Below are 18380 nucleotides of genomic sequence, written 5' to 3'. Positions count from 1 at the left end.
CATTGATCTTGTCGAATGCCTATCACCCTCCTTTCGATAGGTGGCGTATGATCTATGCATAGATCCAAGCGCCGAGCGTCCACAGGGGGCTGAGAAGCATGAAGAAGGCACATGGTCTGCGCAGGTACTTCTACGAGTACATCTATTACAAGGCAGTCGAACAGGCGAGGGCTCAGACCGGACAGGTCATTCCCATCTCTCAGGGCAAGGCGATCCGGGGCCGGGTCGACGAGATGCTCGGCGAACAGGGCACGACGGTCGCCGACCCCCGGCTGGGTGTCTCCGACTGCCTCACCGCCATCGACCAGGCCTTCGGCGAGCGGGTACCGGGCTACGAGCCGCAGTTCGGAGACCACTCCACACGCGGCGAGCGGTACCTGGAGCTGCAGCGGGAGTTCACCGCGCAGACCGGTGTCGGTGCTCCTGTCGCCTCGAAGTCGGCCCGGCTGCCTATCAGTCCTTACGACCCGCACTGGTCGGAGCGTGCGAGCGTGAAGCGGGCGGGGACCGACCTGGTCTACCTCCCCGACGAGACGATCAACCGTGTCGCCGGCGGCGAGGTGGAGACCCTGGCCGAGCCGCGACGCGGAAACATGGTTCTCTGGCGTATCGACGACGAGGGTCAGTTCTACGAGGCCGGTCGGGCGATGACGAGCGACGACGCGGCCGGTCTCACGGCGCTCATGGACAAGATGAGCCAGCAGGAGTACGAGCAGGTCCGTGACTGGGTCATCGACGGCGGACGCGACCCGCGAACAGGACGGGTCGACCACAACCGCTTCATGTCATCGCAGGCCGTCGCGCGCTCGGCAGCGCTGCTCGAGGAGCTCAAGTCCCAGGGTGTGTCCTACGAGGTGCTGCGCGACCGCGAGCCCGGTCAGATCAAGGCGAAGGTCGCCGGGACCGGTATGGAGATCCGGCTGACCGACACACGCCAGGAGGAGTACGCCGGGGCCCGGATCTACGACAACGGCACCGTCCTGCGCTACTCGACGAACTATCGGGTCCCCGGCGGCATGGCGGTCCACTCCCCCACGCCCGCAGAGGCCGTGCAGCTGCTGCGCTTCGCCCAGGGCCAGCGCATCGAGCGCACCGACGTGCCGGGCCGGGCCGTCGGCGAGATCGGCACGACGCACCCGGAGCGCGGCCGCGGCGGCATCGCCGTGGACGTTCCCGACGCCTACCACGTCGACCGCGAGTCGATGTTCGTGGTGAGCGACTATGTCGTCCCCGGTCAGGCGAGTCCAGGTCCCGGCTCGAAGGTCATGGTGCGCAGGGACGCGAAGAACCGGTCGCTGCCGACCTTCTTCGTCGACGCCGAGCCCGCGGTGGTCTATGCGAGTACCGCCGTCCAGAGCGCTCGGGAGAACCTGCGCACGGCTCTGGGCGTCGAGAGCCTGATCGCGCACGCTGAGGCAGAGCGCGAGCGCACGGGTGGCCGGATCGATGAGATGGAGCTTCCGGAGTACTCCTCCGACCCCGAGATCGCCGCGATCCAGCGCTCGTACTGGGATGTGCTCACCGGTGCCCGCGGCGATCTGCTGCGCCCGGGCGCGACACAGGAGATGTACCAGGAGCGCCTGGACGCGATCGGTGAGCTGCAGGCGGGTGATGTTCCCGACCTGGGCAACATCGTCTATGGCGGCACAGGCGCCGAGAAGGTCCGTGCGCATGCCGAGGACGTGCCCTTCGAGCTCGTCGGGACGTGGGAGGCGCAGCCGCACGACGTCGACGGCGAGTGGGTCGACCAGCGCTTCGACCCTGCCCGGGTGGCGAAGTACATGACCAGCGCGACAGGGCAGTGGTCGAACCTCGACAGCCTGGCCTCCGCTCTTCGGCGCTGCGGTGTCCCTCCCGAGGAGATGATGGGCTCGAGCTTCCAGACGACGCGGTTCAAGGACCGCCTGGTCAGGTTCGACGCCAGCCGCGCCGTGCCGATCGCCGAGCATGAGTCACCGTTCATCCGGCGTATCGGGACCACCGTGCGCGAGAGCCTCGAGCGCAACGCGGCGCTTGCGGCCGAGATCCTGATCGACGACAAAGGAGTGATCCGCTGGAGCGGCAGCAAGCTGCGCCGCAACGGGAAGGCCACCCCGTTCTCCGGCGAGATCGGTCAGGTCTTCGACGTCGGCCGGCACGGCGAGATCACCACCGTCTTCGCCAGCGGTGAGAACGCACTGGTCGTACCCGGCTACGAGGCCCGGATCACGGCGCAACCACCAGGTGCGGCGCCGACCTCGGTGGAGGAGCGCACCCGGCTGCGCGGCTACGAGCAGCTCATGCACGAGCGCATCCAGTACCAGATCGCCGGTGACGTCGTCTCCGGGCGCAGCGAGACCGGGGAGCCATCCTCGCTCAACACGGTGTACTCGCAGCTGTACGGCACGAGGCACCCGGTCGACTTCATCCAGCGCGCCACGACGTACGAGATCGACCAGTCCACCGGCGAGGTCAGTACGCACCTGGACGAGTGGACGGCGTCGATCCTGGCGACCGAGGCGCGCCGGGTGCGCTACTCGGGCGAGATCAAGCAGGGCTCGACGATCTACGCGGAGTACCGGGCTGATCGCGACCGCACGGATCCGGCCGACGACAACCGCTTCGACGCCTGGCGACTGACCGGCGGGAGGAACATGACGGTGCTCACCGGAAAGGACCGGAACAACGTCGCGGCCCCGGGCGGGTACTTCGACCCGGTCATGACCGGCGGCGCGACCAACCAGGGCATCGTGCGGTACCTGACACAGGACGCGACGGTCGCTCCCGACGGCTCCATCCGCCCGGGCGACCCGCAGACCGTGACAGGTTCGCGAGCACCGCTGATGAGCCGTCCCGAGCTCGAGACCCTGCGGTACGACCCGTTCGACCGCCAGCAGATGACTGCCTCGACCATCATGCAGTCCTCGCAGGTCACCCGCCCCACTGGTACGGCGCTGATGACGTTCGGCGGATGGACCGCTGATGACCCGATCGTGGTCAGCTCGCACTTCGCCCAGGACCATCAGATCCGCGGGGCCGGTGGCCAGCTGCGTGACCTCGTCGTCGGCGACAAGATCAGCGACCTGCACGGGAACAAGGGTGTCGTCTCCCTGGTCGTCGACCGGGAGATGCTGCCTCACGAGGCGCGTGAGCAGGGCATCGAGCAGGAAGTGGCCTGGTTCCGCGCCAACGCGGATCTCGATGTCGTCATGAGTCCGTTCAGTCTCATCTCCCGGCGCAATGCCGGCTCGGCGCGCGAGCTGATGAACGGACGGGTCGCGGGCTTGTTCACCCCCGACGGCGACTACAAGCGCGGCGCGCTCGGCGAGATGCGGTTCGTGGTGACCCACATGGCGGTCGACGAGAAGACGAAGATCTACGACGAAGCGCAGCTGCGTGCCGGCAGGGGTCGCAAGGCCTCCTCGCAGCTGGCCTGGGCGCTGCAGGCGCAGGGCTGCCCGGCGATCATGCGCGAGTTCTACGAGCACAACTCCGGCGCGGAGGCGAACCTGCGCGAGTACCTGCTCGTGGTGGGCATGGACATGGAGGCCGACGGCACGCTGCGGGTCATCGGGCAGGCCGAGAGCATCGACGAGCGCCCCGAGCGCCACCTCATCGCGATGCCCGAGCTGCAGCGCACCCAGCCACGCGCTCAGGGCCAGCGCCCAGGTCTGAACACCACGGCGATGCGCAAGTCCTTCGGCGAGCTGATCGGTGACCGGGGCGGGGACATGGAGATCCCGTTCCCGCTGAAGTACCCGACCGGTGAGGAGACCGAGACGGTCAGCGCGACCTCGTGGAGGCTGCCGGTGATGTCCTCGCACCTGCGCAGCGCCCAGGAGTTCGACGACGGCGCCTCGGTCACGCACGACTACACCCGCAGCTACCAGGACGTGTTCGTCGAGGCCTGCCGGTACCGGTACATGGCCGAGCAGCTCGAGGGTCAGGACCTGCCCCCGCAGAAGCGCGCCGAGGTGCGCCGCGCCATGGGCGAGTCTGTCTCACGGGCTCAACGCGCCTTCGAGGCGATCACGACCGACGTGCGCAGCCGGGTGCTCACGGGCAAGCACAACGTGTTCAAGACCGGTCTGATGTCCTCACGGTTGTCCGACTCGGCGACGATGGTCTGGACCGCGGACCCGCGGCTCGACGTCGACCAGGTCGCGCTGAGCTCGGTCAAGGCCGCACAGCTCGGCCTGGCCGAGGGCGACCACGCTCTCGTGTGGCGCGATCCGGTGCTCCGTGACGCCGGCGTGCGTTACATGCGGGTCGCGATCGACGACCGGCTCACCGGCGCCGCGATCAACCCGGTGATGGACCAGTGCTTCGACGGCGACTTCGACGGCGACGCGGTCGCCGTGGTGAGGCTGCACAGCGAAGCGGCCAAGGCCGAGGCGATGGATCGGCTCTCGGTGCCCGCGAACCTGCTCGAGACCGGAGTCGTCAGCCCGGACGGGACGCACCCGCTGGCCATGCAAGTCTCGCTGGACACCCAGGTCGCCATCTCCAAGCGCCCGGACCTGGCCGAGGACATGGACAGTGCTCGCAAGGAGGCGAACCGCCTGCGGTTCGTCGACTACGAGCCCGCGGAGCTGCGCGCCTGCAAGGAGATCGTCACCGAGGAGCTGAGCGGCTTCTACCGGGAGGCTCAGCGCTCGGAGTTCGGCTCCGCGCTCGTGTTCGGCGACCGCGAGATGCACCTGCGCAGCGTGCGGGAGGTCTGCGTCGAGACCCGTGCCAAGGGCAGCGAGCGGAAACTGGCCGACTATGCCCGGAACCTCGGTGACGAGCAGGGCAAGCCCGGTATCACGCAGGCCGACCAGGAGGCCTCGATGTTCGCCACGGCGATCAAGGCCCACGGCACGGGGCTGGGAGGCTCGTTCAGCCAACGCGCGGTGCGGGCCCTGCGCGGCGCGGACCTGAAGGCGGTCCTGGAAGTCACCTACCCGGTGACGCAGTCGATCCTCCAGGCCAAGCACGACGCTGCCGAGGCACGCCACAAGTACGAGATGCTCCAGGGTCCCGGCCGTGACCTGTGGCGAGGTCGCAAGCTCGAGCACGTCGGGCCGGGTCAGTGGCGCACCCAGGTCGCCGACGGCGCGCCGGTCCAGGCCACGGCCACGGAGTGGGAGGCCCAGTTCGCCGAGTTCTACGCCTCCAAGGAGGGCTTCGGCGTCGAGGTGAACCCGGACTACGTCGCCCGCGTCGCCCGCGCGCTGGAGGACCCCAGGACAGGGCTGATCCGCAACCTCGAGGAGGACCCGTCGCTGCGTGGCACCGTGATGGACCGGATGGCCTACGGCGGCACGTTCGCCGACCTGGTCGAGGCGGCAAAGAACCGCGAGAGCGTCTACGACGGCGAGAAGAACGAGCAGTTCGCGGCCACGCCGGCCCGCAAGGCCCGGGCGGAGACGGCCCGGCAGCTCGACACGCTCGAGACGCACGACCTGGACGAGGTAGGCAGTGCCGTGATCACCGTCGACGGCTCGGTGATCAAGCGCGATGTCGTCGCCCAGGAGGGGCGCACTCACCGCGCGCGGGGCGCCGATCGGCGTTCGGTGCACGCGGTCGGCGTCGGGGTCTCGCACCCGGTGTACACGCCGAGCATCGAGCTCGAGCAACAGCGCACCGGCGGGGACGACTACGGAATGGGGTACTGAGATGGCGCAGCGCAAGGACCTGGGGGCGGGCCCGACGAGCCGGCCGCGACCGACGAGGGTGCTGCCGGTCAGCACGGACGGCACGGTCCACCTGGACGGTACCGGTACGGCCGACGACGGCGAGCCGGTCGAGCCCGAGGTGATCGACGAGACGGGACCCGGTGATCCGCTCGGCGGGCATACCTGGCACGACAGGCTCCGGGACCGCGCCCGCGCGTTCTTCGGCGAGAGGACCCGTGAGCGGATGGCTGACCATGATCGCGTCCACCGCATCGACATCGAACGAGCGCAGGACGAGGACGACGGCAAGGACCAGCGCGAGCACCTGCTGAAGCTGCGGGCCGAGACGAGGCTCGCGGGCGAGAAGTACATGGACTCGCTGCGGGACTCGAACCTGCTGGTCCCCGGGTTCAACGACGAGGAGCGCGACAAGCAGCTCGACGTCATGCACCAGGTCTACATGCAGATGATGATGCAGTCCTGCCTCAAGCCGCTCGCCCGCGGGGTGAGCACCACCTCGGTCGTCCAGGCCGCAAGCATGATGATGGCGATGCGGATGCTCTCGCCCGACTTCAGGAGGGAGATGGGCGTCTACCTCCAGCCGCTCAAGGACAAGATCCAGGAGCGCATCGACCTGCGGACGAATTTCGTGGGCTCCTGGGCCGAGGGCCTGTCCGAGTCGCACAACCGGCGCACGGACCAGCGCACGCGCGCACTCCTGCAGGAGACGCCGTCCCTGGCCGAGAGCGAGACGTTCCTCAGGCGGCGGGAGAGCAAGAAGACCGACCGTGGTTCCTACCTGGCGACGAGGTGGCAGCGCCGGGTGGACGATCTTGAGCGTCGTGAGCGCGGCAACCGGGAGATGTTCACCCCGGACTCGGCGGCGATGACCGAGGTCGCGCTCATGGAGAGCGCCTTCTGGAAGATGCGTGAACCGGATGCTGACACCGGCCAGATCTTCGAGAGCTACCGGGCGATGCGCAAGCGGCTGCGCGATCAGATGGGCGAGGACGGCCTGGAGCGTCAGGAGGTCGTCGCGCGGGCGCGGATGATCATCGGCCAGCGGATGGACTACGAGCCCGAGCTGCGCACCATGTTCAACGGCGTAGCCCACGGCCGGATCGTCAAGGCGATCCCGCACGAGGAACGGATCGGTGGCACCGACCACGTGCGCGAGGTCTGGAGCGGTCAGTTCGACGACCAGCTGGGCCAGCACGTCCCCGAGGACGGAATGTTCACGCTCCGCCGCCCCATGGGCGCGGACGCGCACCAGGTCCAGCTCGCCGAGACGATGACGACCTCCCTGCTCCACGCGCTCGACCGCGAGGACCGAGACGCCTTCGCTGCCAACGTGCAGGGCTACATGGTCGGCTTCGCGGCGAGGAGACAAGGGCTGGACACCCGGGGCCTTCCGCGCACGCTCGGGCACCGCCTGGACCAGTGCGAGGTGATGATCGCGAGCATGGACATCGACGGCCTGTCGGCCGAGGAGCAGCAGCGGGTCTACTCCAACGCCTACGTCGACGCGATGGAGGCCGCAGGTCAGAAGTACCCGGACCTGGCGCACGAGCTTCGGCTCGCCCTCGGTGACGACTGGCAGCAGACCCTGCAGATGGCAGTCGACGACCCACAGGGCTTCTACGAGGAGCAGCGGCTCAGGCCGCGGCCATACCGGGCGGGTCCGGCGCCCTCGACCGGCCACGAGGACGGCTTCGATCGCGACGCACCGGGGCAGACGTCCGCCACCGGCGGCTACCAGCCCGCGTGACAGACCAGGGACGAACAACCCAGGAAGAAGAGAGCCATGAGCGATGACCAGCGGGCCGAAGGGCAGCAGAGCCGGTACGGATCGCGCCTGGCGCGGATGTTCGGCTACGTCACGGCCAAGGACCGCGGCGAGTGGGAGCAGGAAAGGATGCAGAACAGGAGAAACGTCAATGCCGTGAAGAAGGGCGCGAAGTCGTCGCTGAGCTCGATGATGGAGTTCGGGGAGCGCAACATCGGCTCAAGGCTCGACGCGGCCCATCGCGTGGCGGCGCAGACGCGGTTCGAGGAGTCGCACGACAAGGTCGTGAGCAGGCACCGGGACCCGCGGACCCGGTCGATCGTCGAGACGGTCGACTACGAGCCCAAGGACGAGCGCCAGGAGATCGAGCCGGACATCGAGATCTAGGCGGACAGGCGGACGAGCGCCTGGTCGGTGCAACCTTGCCGGTGGCCTCGCGTCGTACCGGACGACGGCGAGGAACGGCCTGAAAAAGAAGAGCCCCGGTGATGCACGGGGTATCACCGGGGCTCTTGCGTCGCAGGTGGATCAGTGGTCGACACGCGCCGTGCGGGCAGCGTCCACGACGGACGGGTTCAATACCGGGCGCTGTCAGTCCCGGCCTGCGTGAGTTTCTCCCGCAGCTTCGCGTCGAGCGTGCGGCGCAGCTCTACGGTCTCGCGGGACGGGTCGGCCGCGAGCCCGTGCTCGGCGGCCTGACGGCCGGAGTCGAAGAGATCGACGCCGGTGCGGTAGCTGAGCAGCTGGTCGTGCTGTTCTCCGGTCAGGTGCCCGGTCAGCAGAGCCAGGCGAGCGCCGAGGTTGTGGTCCATCGGATGGCAGCTCGCCCATCCGGAGCAGATCCGATCGTTCTCGTGGTGGCACAGGAACAGGGAGCGCGGCTGTTCCCACGTCTCGGCGTCATAGCCGGTCAACAGGCTCAGCTCTTCGCGGTGCCACAGGCCGACCGGCGCATCGCGCCGGTACGGGCATGACCCACAGGGATACCTCGCCGGCAAGGGTGCGGGGAGGTTGCTCATGCAGGCTCCTGAGGATCGACGGCACAGTGGCCACGGCACCACGACTGGACAGACCACCAGGGATCTTACGGAGTGTCTGGGACCTCGGTCCGCGGATCGTCCGGTGCGCTCAGGACCTCGGCGACCCAGTACGTCTGGTCGGTCTGGACGACGCCGCCTTCGTGACCGTGGCAGGCCAGGTCGTGGCTGCCGTCCCAGGTGTACGGTCCCTGCGCGATGACCGTTTCCGCGGGCACGTCGAGACCTGAGTGGGTGTGGTGGTGGAAGTCGCGGCAGCCCGACTCGTCGTCGTTCGACAGCTTGAGCGCGCAGCACTCACACAGGAAGAGGGTCCGGCGGGGCATCGTCAGTCCTCCCTTTCGTCGTCGAGGCCGTCGGCCCCGGCGGTGACACGGTCGACGGGATGGTCGGCGGTGGGTGGGTCGCAGGGGGTGCCATCAGGAGCGCCGGCCCTTCGGAGTCTCGAGTCCCATCCGCCGATCACATGTGCTGGCGTGGGCCAGACGTCGCGCTGCTCGAGGGCGAGGGTGTTGCCGTGCACGACCAGTGCCGGGATGTGCAGCAGCGCCAGCTGGACGTACGTCATGTGCACGGCCGTGATGTCGATGTCCTGCGCGGTCACGTGCATGGATCTCTGGTAGTTGATGCCGGCGTCGCTGAGAGCCTCGGCGGTGGCGACCACCATTCCGCCCGAACCGCAGGTGGGTTCGCTGACCGTCACGAATTCCTGCTCCTGCAGGCGCTCGACCAGGTCACCTGCGGTCATCCTGGCGGCGAGCACGCTGACCTCGTACGGGGTGAAGAATTGGCCGAGGCGTTCATTGCCGAGGTCGAGGCTCATGTACAGGGTCCCCAGGACGTCCGAGAGCCCGGTCTGCAGCGCCAGCGCGAGATGCGCCAGCGCCGTGGCGAACCGGTCCAACTCCTCGGGCGTGTAAGCCGCGGCGACGGAGAGATACCGGTCCTCCCGCTCATCGACCCCTCGTCGGTCGACGGCGTTCCGGATCGCGAGGGCGCAAAGCTCGCAGAAGTCCGCGAAGACCTGCGTGACCCGGCGCCGGCCCGAACCGGTGTTGGCTTCGAGGAGCTTCTTCAGGTTCGTCATGGCGCGGGCGCTCCTCTTACTCTTGGTCGTCGTCCGCGTCCGCCTCCCTGCTGACGTACTGCGTGAGAAAGTTGCTGGTCGTCGGGTCGAACTCGTACCGCTCGGTGAACTCGCGGAGGTACTGCGCCGGTGTGGTGCTGCCGGGTTGCTGACGGACGGCACCGATGAGCTCGGGGATCCACACCTGCTCGTCGCTTCCCCAGTCCGGCTTGGTGCCCATACCGAGAGCGATGGCGTCGACGATGTCGGTGTCGGTGACGTGGCCGGGGTTGCCGTTCTTCCGGGCGAGCGGCTTGCTGTAGTCGGGGATGAACCCCATCGCCAGGAGCACGGGCTCGGGCAGCTTGTCGGCGTTCCACATCGCGTCGGCGGCGACTGTGGGCGCGCCGCCCCAGGAGCGGCCGGCGGAGAAGTAGATCTCGTAGCCAGCGACGACGAGGAAGCTGGTCTTGCTGGACGCGAGGGCTTCCTCGAGGCTGTCGATGATGGCGAACCCGGCCTGCCTCGCGTACCCGAGGATCGGCTGGCCGTGCTCGTCGACGACCTGGGCTTCGGGGTCGAGTTCCGGCAGCAGGTCGAGGATCTCGTTCGCGGGGTCGTCGAAGCTGAACTGGGAGACGTCGTCGATCTCCTCGAGCAGCTGGCGACCGCGGTCAAAGTCCGGAGGTTGGATGCGGTCAGCCGGGACGGCGAGGGTCCCGATGAGCATGGCTGAGCTCATGGTGGTGGCTCCTTCTGAGGTATCGGTCCAGGACGCGGGACGTGTGCGCCCCCTGGGTTCAGTGGCCGCCGCGGACCCATCCCAGGACGGTGTCGACGTCCTCGCTGTACTTGGCCTCCACAACGGCTTCAAGGTCGGCGTCGGGGAACTCGAGGATGTGCAGAGCGGCGTTGGCGACGAGGTTGATGGCGTCGCCCAGGCGTACGTCCTGCGGGGCGAGCGCGCAGACCTTGTCCGCGGCGCGGTTCAGCGCGGCACTGATCCGGTCCTGGGTAAAGGTGCGGGCGCCGTCGGCGACGCACCTGCCGGACAGGTGCTCCTCGGCCCACCAGCGTTGGTCGTGCTCGCGATTGGCCGGCGAGGTATACCGTCCGGAGGCGTCACGCTTCTCGCCGCAGTTCGGGCAGGTGACGTAGTGGGGCGTGGTCACGGGCATACTCCTGACCTGGTGACGTGCTGGTGGGGGCGTTCTGCACTTCCTGCGCTGTCGTTCGAGCCGCCGGGTGCTGGAGCCGGCCGGGCACGGCGTCAGGCGTGCGGGCGTTGTGCCGATGGCGCAGGTGCCCGGTCTCAGGCACCTGAGCCAGAGCAGCGGCTTGTGCTCCAAGCGCCGCTAGTTCGGCTAGCTGCAGGGGCGGCGCGGGGCGGTCCGTCGTCGCTTGCGACCGACGACAGGCCGCGAGCTGGAACACGGCGGCCAGGACGACACCACGATGGACGGCCCGGTGCACGACCGGAGGCACGAGTGCAGGTCGATGGCAGACGGGGAAGGGAACCTCCGAGGAGACCGTTCAGTCCCCTCGACAGGTCGGGCGGCGGTGCCTCAGACGGTATGAGGTGACGGTCGTGCGCGGGTTCGGGATTCCGCCGGACCTGCCATGGTGGTGCCAGCCGTGATGGTGTCAAGGCCCTTCGGCCCCTGCGGGGCGGCCTGCGGCCGGCCCCGACCCCATCACGTCCGGCACGATCGGCAGGGAGCGGCGGAATCCCTCGCCAGGCGGGTTGCCTCTGGTCGGCAGAGGCCTCCGGAGCGCATGGTCGTGAGTTACCGGGACACCGCCCGGGTGCCCTGGCGTCACAATGTCGACCCCCGGAGGCCCCTGTGTTTACCAACACTATCCCCGTACCCACCGAGCGGTGGGCCGTCGGGCTGGACGTGCACGCTCGATCGATCAGCGCGTGCGCGCTGGACCTGTCCACCGGCGAGCTACGCACCGCTCGCCTGACCTCGCACGACGAGTCCGTCCAGGGCTGGCTCACCAGCCTGGCCGGCACCGCCGCGGTGACCTACGAGGCCGGCCCGACCGGCTACGGCCTGGCCCGTGCGCTTCAGACGGTCGACATCCGGTGCGTAGTCGCCGCGCCTTCCAAGATCGCCCGCGCCGCCGGGGACCGGGTCAAGACCGACAAGCGTGACGCGGCCCTGCTCGCCCGTCGCCTGGCAGCCGGCGACCTCGTCGCCGTACGCATCCCGACCCTGTCCCAGGAAGCAGCCCGTGACCTGACCCGCGCCCACGAGGACGTCCGCCACGACCTGATGTCGGCCCGGCACCGGACCAGCAAGCTGTTGCTGCGCCACGGCATGCTCTTCTCCGGACCCACCACATGGGGATCAGCCCACCACGCGTGGCTCGCCCAGGTCCGTCTGCCGCAACCTGCCGCGCAGGACGCGTTCGAGGACGCCCACCAAGGCGTGCTCCTGGCCGAGTCGCGCAAGAAAGCCCTCGCCGCCAAGATCATGACCCTCGCAAGTGACGACCAGTTCGCTGCGACGGTGACGGCGCTGGGCTGCCTGCGCGGCATCGGCACCCTCACAGCCATGAGCCTGGCCGCCGAAATCGGCGACTGGGACCGCTTCACCGGGACCTCCATCGGCGCCTACCTCGGCCTGACTCCGATGGAGCACTCCTCGGGACAGTCCCGCACACTGGGACCGATCACCAAGACCGGCAACCCCCACGCCCGTCTCCTGCTGATCGAGGCAGCCTGGAAGCACCGCCCCTCCTACCGCATCGGAACCACCCTGCAAGCCAGGTTCGACGCCGCGACCCCCGCCGCCCGAGCCCGCGGCCACGCCGGCAACCTGCGCCTGCACAAGCGCTGGACCCACTTCACCACACGCGGCAAGCGCACCACCGTCGCAAACACCGCGATCGCCCGAGAACTCGCCGCCTGGTGCTGGTCACTGGCCACACTCGACGGCTGACAAACCCTGGACCCCTACCCGCGAGTGCCAGCAGCGTGACGGGACGACCCACGACACTTCTGTGAGCACCGACCCGACCAAGGCCGGCACGCCCGACCTCAGACACGTGCCCACCGTCCCCGCCGAACACCACCGTCATGCGGAACCAACCCGCGCATATCAGACTCGACACCGCGTCGAACAGACACGCCACCCACTTCGCGGGCACCGGCCCAGGAACAAGGAAGGAACCGCCGACCAGGCACCCAGCCCGGCCGACGGTTCCAACCTGCCCTTGACAGGACCGCCCTACATATCAGAAGTCGATCGAGCGCTTCTGGGGGCGGCGCAGGACGACGGAGACGGCTGTCGGCCGCTCGTCGTCCTCGGCCTTGTCTTCGTCGTCACGGGTGTCGACGGGCTCGAAGGCGCCGGTCGAGAGGAGGTAGCCGTGCTTGGTCGGCACGGCGTCGCGCATGCGGAAACGCAGGCCTGCACGGAGGTCCCAGTCGGTGATCGACTGCGTGCTGTCGCGGTCGAACAGGTCGACCGGACCGGTGAGGACGGCGGTGTCGCCGTCGTCCCACGTGACGTGGGCCTCGACGTAGGAACCGATGCGCTCCGTGCGCTTGATGTTGAGGTCGCCGAGCACCTCGGCAAACGGCTCCCCCAGGCGCAGCTCGAAGGCAACGGCCCGGAGGTGGTCGAAGTTCAGGTCGTACTTTCGGGCAAAGTCGACTACTTCGTCCACCTGTGCGTCGGAGATCCCGGGGACATGGTTGCGCAGGTAGGTGGCGACCGTCTCAGGCTCCGGGTAGGCGAACCGCATGTGGTAGTGGAACCGGCCAGGACGGTTGAGCATGTAGTCGTTGACGCGGCTCAGCTCGTTGACCGAGAGGACGTAGAGGCGCTTGGTCACGCTCAGCCCGTCGAACAGGCTCAGGAACTGGTTCTGCGCCTCAGCGTCGCCTTCGCTGGCGAACACCTTCTCGAACTCGTCGAAGACGACGACGGACTCGCCGAGCTCATCGAGGAACGATGCGAGTCCCGGCGTGGAGTGCTGCACGAGGACCGTCGGCAGCCGGTGCAGCTCGCGCATCTGCTCGGCGAGCATGCGAATCATGAGGCTCTTGCCCATGCCCTTGTCTCCAGAGAGGATGACCCCAAGAGACCTGTCCATCGCCCGGTAGCCGGTGACGATCCGCCGTACGCGGGAGGCATGGTTGCCGTAGATGGTCTCCTCGCCGGGGGCCAGTGGCTCGGCCTCGTGCAGGCTGTAGCCGCTCATCTGCGAGAACGCGATCGTGTAGGTGGCCACGGGCAGGTCGTCGAAGGTCTGCACGGAGTCGTCGTAGAGACGAAAAGCACCGCCGGAGGCGACGATCGTGGATGCGGGCATGGACGAGGTCTCGCTTTCGCTGGATCGTGGGGTGTAAGTGGTGGTACGGCTCCCGGGTCCAGGCGCTCAGCAGATCGGCAGCGAACCGCTGGCCGGTCGGTAGGCGCCATCGCGCTCGTCGAGCGCGGACTCCGTGAGGGTGACGGTGGCCGGCATGAGGAATGTCGCGACGAGCGCGGCCAGTCTCTGCTCGTCGCAGAGCACGCTGCTGGGGATTACCCCAGTTGCACCGAAGAACTGCTCGGCACGCTCGACGAGGCTGGCGGTGCGGGCCACCCGGTCGGGGAAGTGCTCGGCGACGACCTGGCCTCGGCCGTACTCGGTGACGACCGAGTAAAGCACCCGGGGAGCGGCGCTCCTCTTCTCGGTGGTGCTCACGTACAGCTGCACGCCCCATGCGCGGCAGAGCGTCGCGATGGCGTTGACGACCACGTCGGGATCGGCCGGCCACTGTGCGACGTGCGCCCGATGGAGCTCGTGGATGTGGGCAGCGCGCTCGGAGGTGATCGTACCGGCGAGAATGTCGGAAACGGTGAGGATCCCGACGCACACGCTCAGGCGCTGCACGCGCGTCGCGTAGTGGTCGTGGAAGACGACTCGGTCGTCGCGACAGACGATGAGGTCATAGGTCGTCCGGGAGCTTCGGTCGAGCTCGGCGGAGTCGGCCCGTGTTCCGATGGTGGTCATGGTTCGCTCCCTTCGAGGCCGCACCTGGTGGTTCGTGGTCACCGTTCAGGCGACAGGCTCACCGAGTCCAGCGATGTAAGCGCGGACCCACGACGGCGTCAGGCGGGGGCCGAACCGCTCAGGATCGATCACGCGGACCTGGATCGGGTTGCCGTCCACGCCCGTCCCGGGCAGAGTCGCATAGACCGATTCGCTGAACTCGTTCCCGATGAATGTCATGGCATGTCGACAGCGGCCCTTTTGGCAGGCGCAGACGGGAAACGGCAGGTCTTCTCCGTACTGGAAAGTGACGCGGTAGGCGAACTGTCCAGCCACGCCGCGCTCCTTGCGAATCTTCCCGATAACCGTCGCCATCATTCACTCTCCGTCGCTCTAAAACCTCTTCGGGCAGGGAATACCACTCGCCGCGTGGCCCGACTGCGTTACGACGGTGGATCACGCCGTCACGGGCATGTCCACGATGGCCTTTCCTTCGGCAGGACCGCAGAGCATTCGGCTCTGGAAAGCGCCAGCTTCGTGCCCGTCGTCAAATCTCACGACGTACGCGTCACCTGTGATGCGCTTGACGACGGTTGCGCACTGCCAACCGATTTCCTCGCCCTTTTCCCAGCGGGGAGTCATGACGACGATCTCAGGCATTCCTCATTCACTCCCTCCGGGTTCTTGCATGCCGAATGGTTGCGGCCTGGTGGCCGCCACAGCCCGCCCGGCGCACACTGCAGGCGGTCGCTGTACAGCTGGAACCTGCACGGTCTCGGTTCATGGACCGGCCGACGCGGACGCGGGCGCTCCGTTTCGTGGTGCGAGCGGGCGCCCGCGTCCGTGGGGTGGTGGCGGTCGATCAGTCGGCCTGGCCGACCACGGCACCGTCATCGACGGCACCAGTCCCGGCTGCGTCGTCGTTGTTGTCGTCGAGGAGGTCCGGGTCGATGCCTTGCGCCCGCAGCGTGTTCCTCTTGTCGCGCTCGGTGAGGGCGTTGACGATTCGCTCGTAGCTGCTCTGGATCGGCGGGGTCTTCGCCGTTCCGTAGGACAGGACGTACTGGCTGTTCATCGCGCGGGTGAACGCCACGTAGAACATCCGCTTGGTGTCCTGGCTCATGGTCGTGTCTTCCTTGTAGAGGACGACGACGTTGTCGAACTCGAGGCCCTTGGCTCCGTGGATCGTCGAGACGACGAGGTCGGCCTTGGTCTCGAGGTTCTTCCGCTTGCGCTCCTGGTTCTTCTGCTTGTTGATGTTCAGCTTCTTCTGGGTGCGCTGGATCTCGAAGGACAGAAGGTTGTCGCGGAGCCGGTCGAAGAACGTCTCATGCGGCAGGGCGCCCTGGTTGCAGAGCGCGACCCACCCGTTGATGGTCGCGCTGTTCTCGATCCACCATTCGGAGATGGCGCGCAGGATCGCTTTCTCGACGTTCGGACTGCCTGCATTCTTCGTCAGCTTGTCCATGTTGTCCTTGATCCCCTGAGAGACCACGAACGCGGCGTTGCCCGGCAAGACCTGCAGGACGTCGTTCCAGTAGAGCTTGATGTACTTCGAGAAGATGTCCGTGGAGTAGACCCGCTCGCTGACGAGAGAGGCCACGTGCCGGCTCGGGTACTTCTTCTCGAGCGCCTCCTGGATCACTGCCACCTCACGGCGCGAGTAGGCCAGGAAGGCGACCTGCTCGCCCCGGTCGAGGCACTCGTCCACGTACCGGGGCACGACGACGTTGCGCACGAGCGGCTGCAGGTCCTGGTTGACGAAGTCCCTGAGCCTGGTGACGTTGTGGTGGTCCAGCGTGATCTTCTGCCGGAACGAGTCCGCCGTGGGAACCACGAGCGAGTTGGCCTGCAGCTGGATGTTGGCGAACGCGTTGGTCTCCAGCCCGCCGAGCACGACGTTGGCGAAGTCCAGGATCTCCTGGTTGCTCCGGTAGTTCGTCGTGAGCCTGAAGGTCGCGAAAACTCCCGAGCCCTCCAGCGTGTTGAGCGCCCTCGGGTTCGCCGAGCGGAACTCGTACAGGGTCTGCGAGGCGTCACCGACGATGAACAGGCTCTGCGCGTGCTTGGTGATGTACTTCAGCAGGTAGATGAACTCGAAGACCGAGTTGTCCTGGACCTCGTCGATGATGAGAAATTTCGACTGGACGTGCGCCGGTTCGGCCATGTCGTCGATCCGCTGGTAGCAGATGATGATCTGCAGCTCCAGCGAGGTCTGCTGGATGCGGTCGAGCAGCGCGATCACCGCGTCGAAGTGGATCTCGACGAAGGTGTTCAGCGCCGTGAACGCACCAGTCTTGTTCTGGTCGACCTCCAGCAGGCGGGTGCGGAACTGTGCTGCGAGCTGGTTGTTCGGGTAGAAGATGTCGATCGAGTTGATGATCGTGTCGATCGCGGAGACCTTGTGGGTCGGGTGATTGAGCGCATAGATGTCGATGATCTTCCGGGCGATGGTCATCGAGCCGACGTTCGGGTTCTTCTCCGTGATGTTGTCGGCCGCGGCGTTGGTGAACGACAGCACCGTGATGTCGCCGGCGGGGACCCCGCAGGCCTCGAGGTACTTGATGCGCTCGAGGATCACGGTGGACTTGCCCGTCCCGGCACCGGCCTGGGTCATGACCAGCGGCTCGTGCGTGGTCAGGGCGTCGAGCTGCTGCTTGGACAGGTGCGCTGGCAGCGCCGGGGGCGAGACCGGAGCCGCGGGAACGGTCAGCTGGGGCTTCATCTGCTCGAGATGGCCGAGCGTGTGGTTCATCAGCAGGCTGAGGTTCTGCTTCGAGAGCGTCGCGGCGACCTGGTCGGAGAAGGTCTGCTCGAGCGTCCGGTGGATCGAGCGGTAGGCCTCGAGCGGGACGTTGTAGTTCTCCAGGTAGCGCAGCTGGACGGCGAGCATGTTCAGCTGCTCCTGGGTCGGGCTGGTGGGCATGTCGGCGATGTACCGGCAGACCTCGTCGGCGATCGCCTCGCAGTCCCAGATCTCGGCCAGGCGCGTGATGCGCTCGTAGATCGGGTACTCACGCAGCCACTCGTCGAGGTCGTCGAGGTTGGACCCGGTCAGCCCGGCGCGAGCCAGCATCTCTTCGACGAACTCGCGGGCGTTCTCCAGCGGGCTGGTGTCCCACTGCAGGAGCACCGCGGCGTCGTGGTTGCCGTAGCCGGCCGTGGGCGAGACCAAGGTCGTGCGCTCCGGCTCGGGGAGGCCCTTCTTGAAGAAGTACAGCTCCATCCGGTACTGGATGACGAGGTCACGCGTGGGCCTGTCTCCCGACTTGTCCTCGTAGAGCATGAGCGCCTGCGGGGTCATGTCGAGCAAGACGTCCCAGTCGTCGTGCCGGCTGGTGGTGGTGTCCACGACGAAGCGGTCGTCGACGTGCGGAGCCAGGAGCGTGAACGAACCGCCGGCGTTCAGGGCGCGGCGGGTGATCGGCGCGAGCGGGACGGACGACGTCGTGATGTCGTGCTGCGTCGAGCTCTGCTTGACCTCGATGTCGTTGCCCAGGGCGTAGGCCGTGTTCGTCGCGGTGTTGATCGGCAGCAGGCTCTCGTTGAGCAGGCCGGTCTTCTTGCCGGACCCGGTCAGCTTCGAGGAGAAGAACTTCGGGTCGGCGGCCTTGTGGGTGACGGCGGCCGTCGAGAGGTCGATGTCATCGAGCAGGATAGGCATGATGTCGTCTTTCGTCAGCCGGGTCGTGGGGTGGGATCGAGAGAAGAGGAAGTCGGTCGGCACAGCCGTTCTGACCAGAGCCGGATGGTCGATCGACCGCTGCACGGCGAGCATCGGCCGCGGTCGCATATCCAGGTCATGGGTGCAGGTGCGAACACGGACGGGGCTCTCGTCAGCCGACGAGCCCCGTCCGTGT

General features: G+C 67.5%; 14 protein-coding genes. 4 read left to right on the top strand and 10 right to left on the bottom strand.

Features of this window, described 5'->3' with window-relative positions:
* Nucleotides 1–98: 98 nt before the first annotated feature.
* From ACFS27_RS13925 to ACFS27_RS13915, 3 genes are read left to right on the top strand one after another with little or no spacing between them, the layout of a single operon-like run.
* Complete coding sequence (locus tag ACFS27_RS13925) at nucleotides 99–5639, top strand: hypothetical protein (protein ID WP_377183937.1); 5541 nt, start codon at nucleotides 99–101, stop codon at nucleotides 5637–5639.
* A gap of 1 nt (nucleotide 5640) precedes the next feature.
* Nucleotides 5641–7407 (top strand): hypothetical protein, encoded by a 1767-nt coding sequence (locus tag ACFS27_RS13920; RefSeq protein ID WP_377183935.1) that lies wholly within the window; start codon nucleotides 5641–5643, stop codon nucleotides 7405–7407.
* Between the two features lie 36 nt (nucleotides 7408–7443).
* Entirely contained in the window at nucleotides 7444–7812 is a 369-nt protein-coding gene (locus tag ACFS27_RS13915; protein WP_377183934.1) for a hypothetical protein, read from the top strand.
* A gap of 188 nt (nucleotides 7813–8000) precedes the next feature.
* Here the strand turns inward: ACFS27_RS13915 and ACFS27_RS13910 are convergent, their stop codons facing one another.
* The 5 genes from ACFS27_RS13910 to ACFS27_RS13890 all read right to left on the bottom strand — a co-directional run bounded on the left by ACFS27_RS13910 (nucleotide 8001) and on the right by ACFS27_RS13890 (nucleotide 10700).
* On the bottom strand, nucleotides 8001–8444 hold the full coding sequence (locus tag ACFS27_RS13910; protein ID WP_377183932.1) for a DUF6283 family protein: 444 nt from the start codon (nucleotides 8442–8444) through the stop codon (nucleotides 8001–8003).
* Nucleotides 8445–8509: 65 nt separating this feature from the next.
* Entirely contained in the window at nucleotides 8510–8788 is a 279-nt protein-coding gene (locus ACFS27_RS13905) for a hypothetical protein (protein ID WP_377183930.1), read from the bottom strand.
* 2 nt (nucleotides 8789–8790) lie between these two features.
* On the bottom strand, nucleotides 8791–9549 hold the full coding sequence (locus ACFS27_RS13900) for an N-6 DNA methylase (protein WP_377183928.1): 759 nt from the start codon (nucleotides 9547–9549) through the stop codon (nucleotides 8791–8793).
* Nucleotides 9550–9565: 16 nt separating this feature from the next.
* Entirely contained in the window at nucleotides 9566–10270 is a 705-nt protein-coding gene (locus ACFS27_RS13895; RefSeq protein WP_377183926.1) for a hypothetical protein, read from the bottom strand.
* A gap of 58 nt (nucleotides 10271–10328) precedes the next feature.
* Nucleotides 10329–10700 (bottom strand): hypothetical protein, encoded by a 372-nt coding sequence (locus ACFS27_RS13890; protein ID WP_377183924.1) that lies wholly within the window; start codon nucleotides 10698–10700, stop codon nucleotides 10329–10331.
* A 672-nt stretch (nucleotides 10701–11372) separates the two neighbouring features.
* On the opposite strand from ACFS27_RS13890, the gene ACFS27_RS13885 reads away from it, so the two are divergent.
* On the top strand, nucleotides 11373–12476 hold the full coding sequence (locus tag ACFS27_RS13885; RefSeq protein WP_377180810.1) for an IS110 family transposase: 1104 nt from the start codon (nucleotides 11373–11375) through the stop codon (nucleotides 12474–12476).
* A 295-nt stretch (nucleotides 12477–12771) separates the two neighbouring features.
* Here ACFS27_RS13885 and ACFS27_RS13880 read toward each other — a convergent pair whose 3' ends face one another.
* From ACFS27_RS13880 to ACFS27_RS13860, 5 genes are all read right to left on the bottom strand, one after another.
* On the bottom strand, nucleotides 12772–13854 hold the full coding sequence (locus tag ACFS27_RS13880) for an AAA family ATPase (protein ID WP_377183922.1): 1083 nt from the start codon (nucleotides 13852–13854) through the stop codon (nucleotides 12772–12774).
* 66 nt (nucleotides 13855–13920) lie between these two features.
* The gene (locus ACFS27_RS13875; RefSeq protein ID WP_377183920.1) at nucleotides 13921–14541 is read right to left on the bottom strand and encodes a hypothetical protein; all 621 of its coding nucleotides are present in this window, start codon (nucleotides 14539–14541) and stop codon (nucleotides 13921–13923) included.
* Between the two features lie 45 nt (nucleotides 14542–14586).
* Nucleotides 14587–14898 carry a hypothetical protein gene (locus ACFS27_RS13870; protein ID WP_377183918.1) on the bottom strand — a complete coding sequence of 104 codons (312 nt, stop codon included), beginning with the start codon at nucleotides 14896–14898 and terminating at the stop codon, nucleotides 14587–14589.
* Nucleotides 14899–14976: 78 nt separating this feature from the next.
* Entirely contained in the window at nucleotides 14977–15180 is a 204-nt protein-coding gene (locus ACFS27_RS13865) for a hypothetical protein (protein WP_377183916.1), read from the bottom strand.
* Nucleotides 15181–15382: 202 nt separating this feature from the next.
* On the bottom strand, nucleotides 15383–18184 hold the full coding sequence (locus ACFS27_RS13860; protein ID WP_377183914.1) for an AAA family ATPase: 2802 nt from the start codon (nucleotides 18182–18184) through the stop codon (nucleotides 15383–15385).
* Nucleotides 18185–18380: the final 196 nt, after the last annotated feature.

This window comes from Promicromonospora vindobonensis (assembly GCF_042685865.1).
Classification (GTDB): Bacteria; Actinomycetota; Actinomycetes; order Actinomycetales; family Cellulomonadaceae; genus Promicromonospora; species Promicromonospora vindobonensis.
Note: the sequence above shows the minus strand (reverse complement) of the source record. Positions and strands in the feature narration are given on the sequence as shown.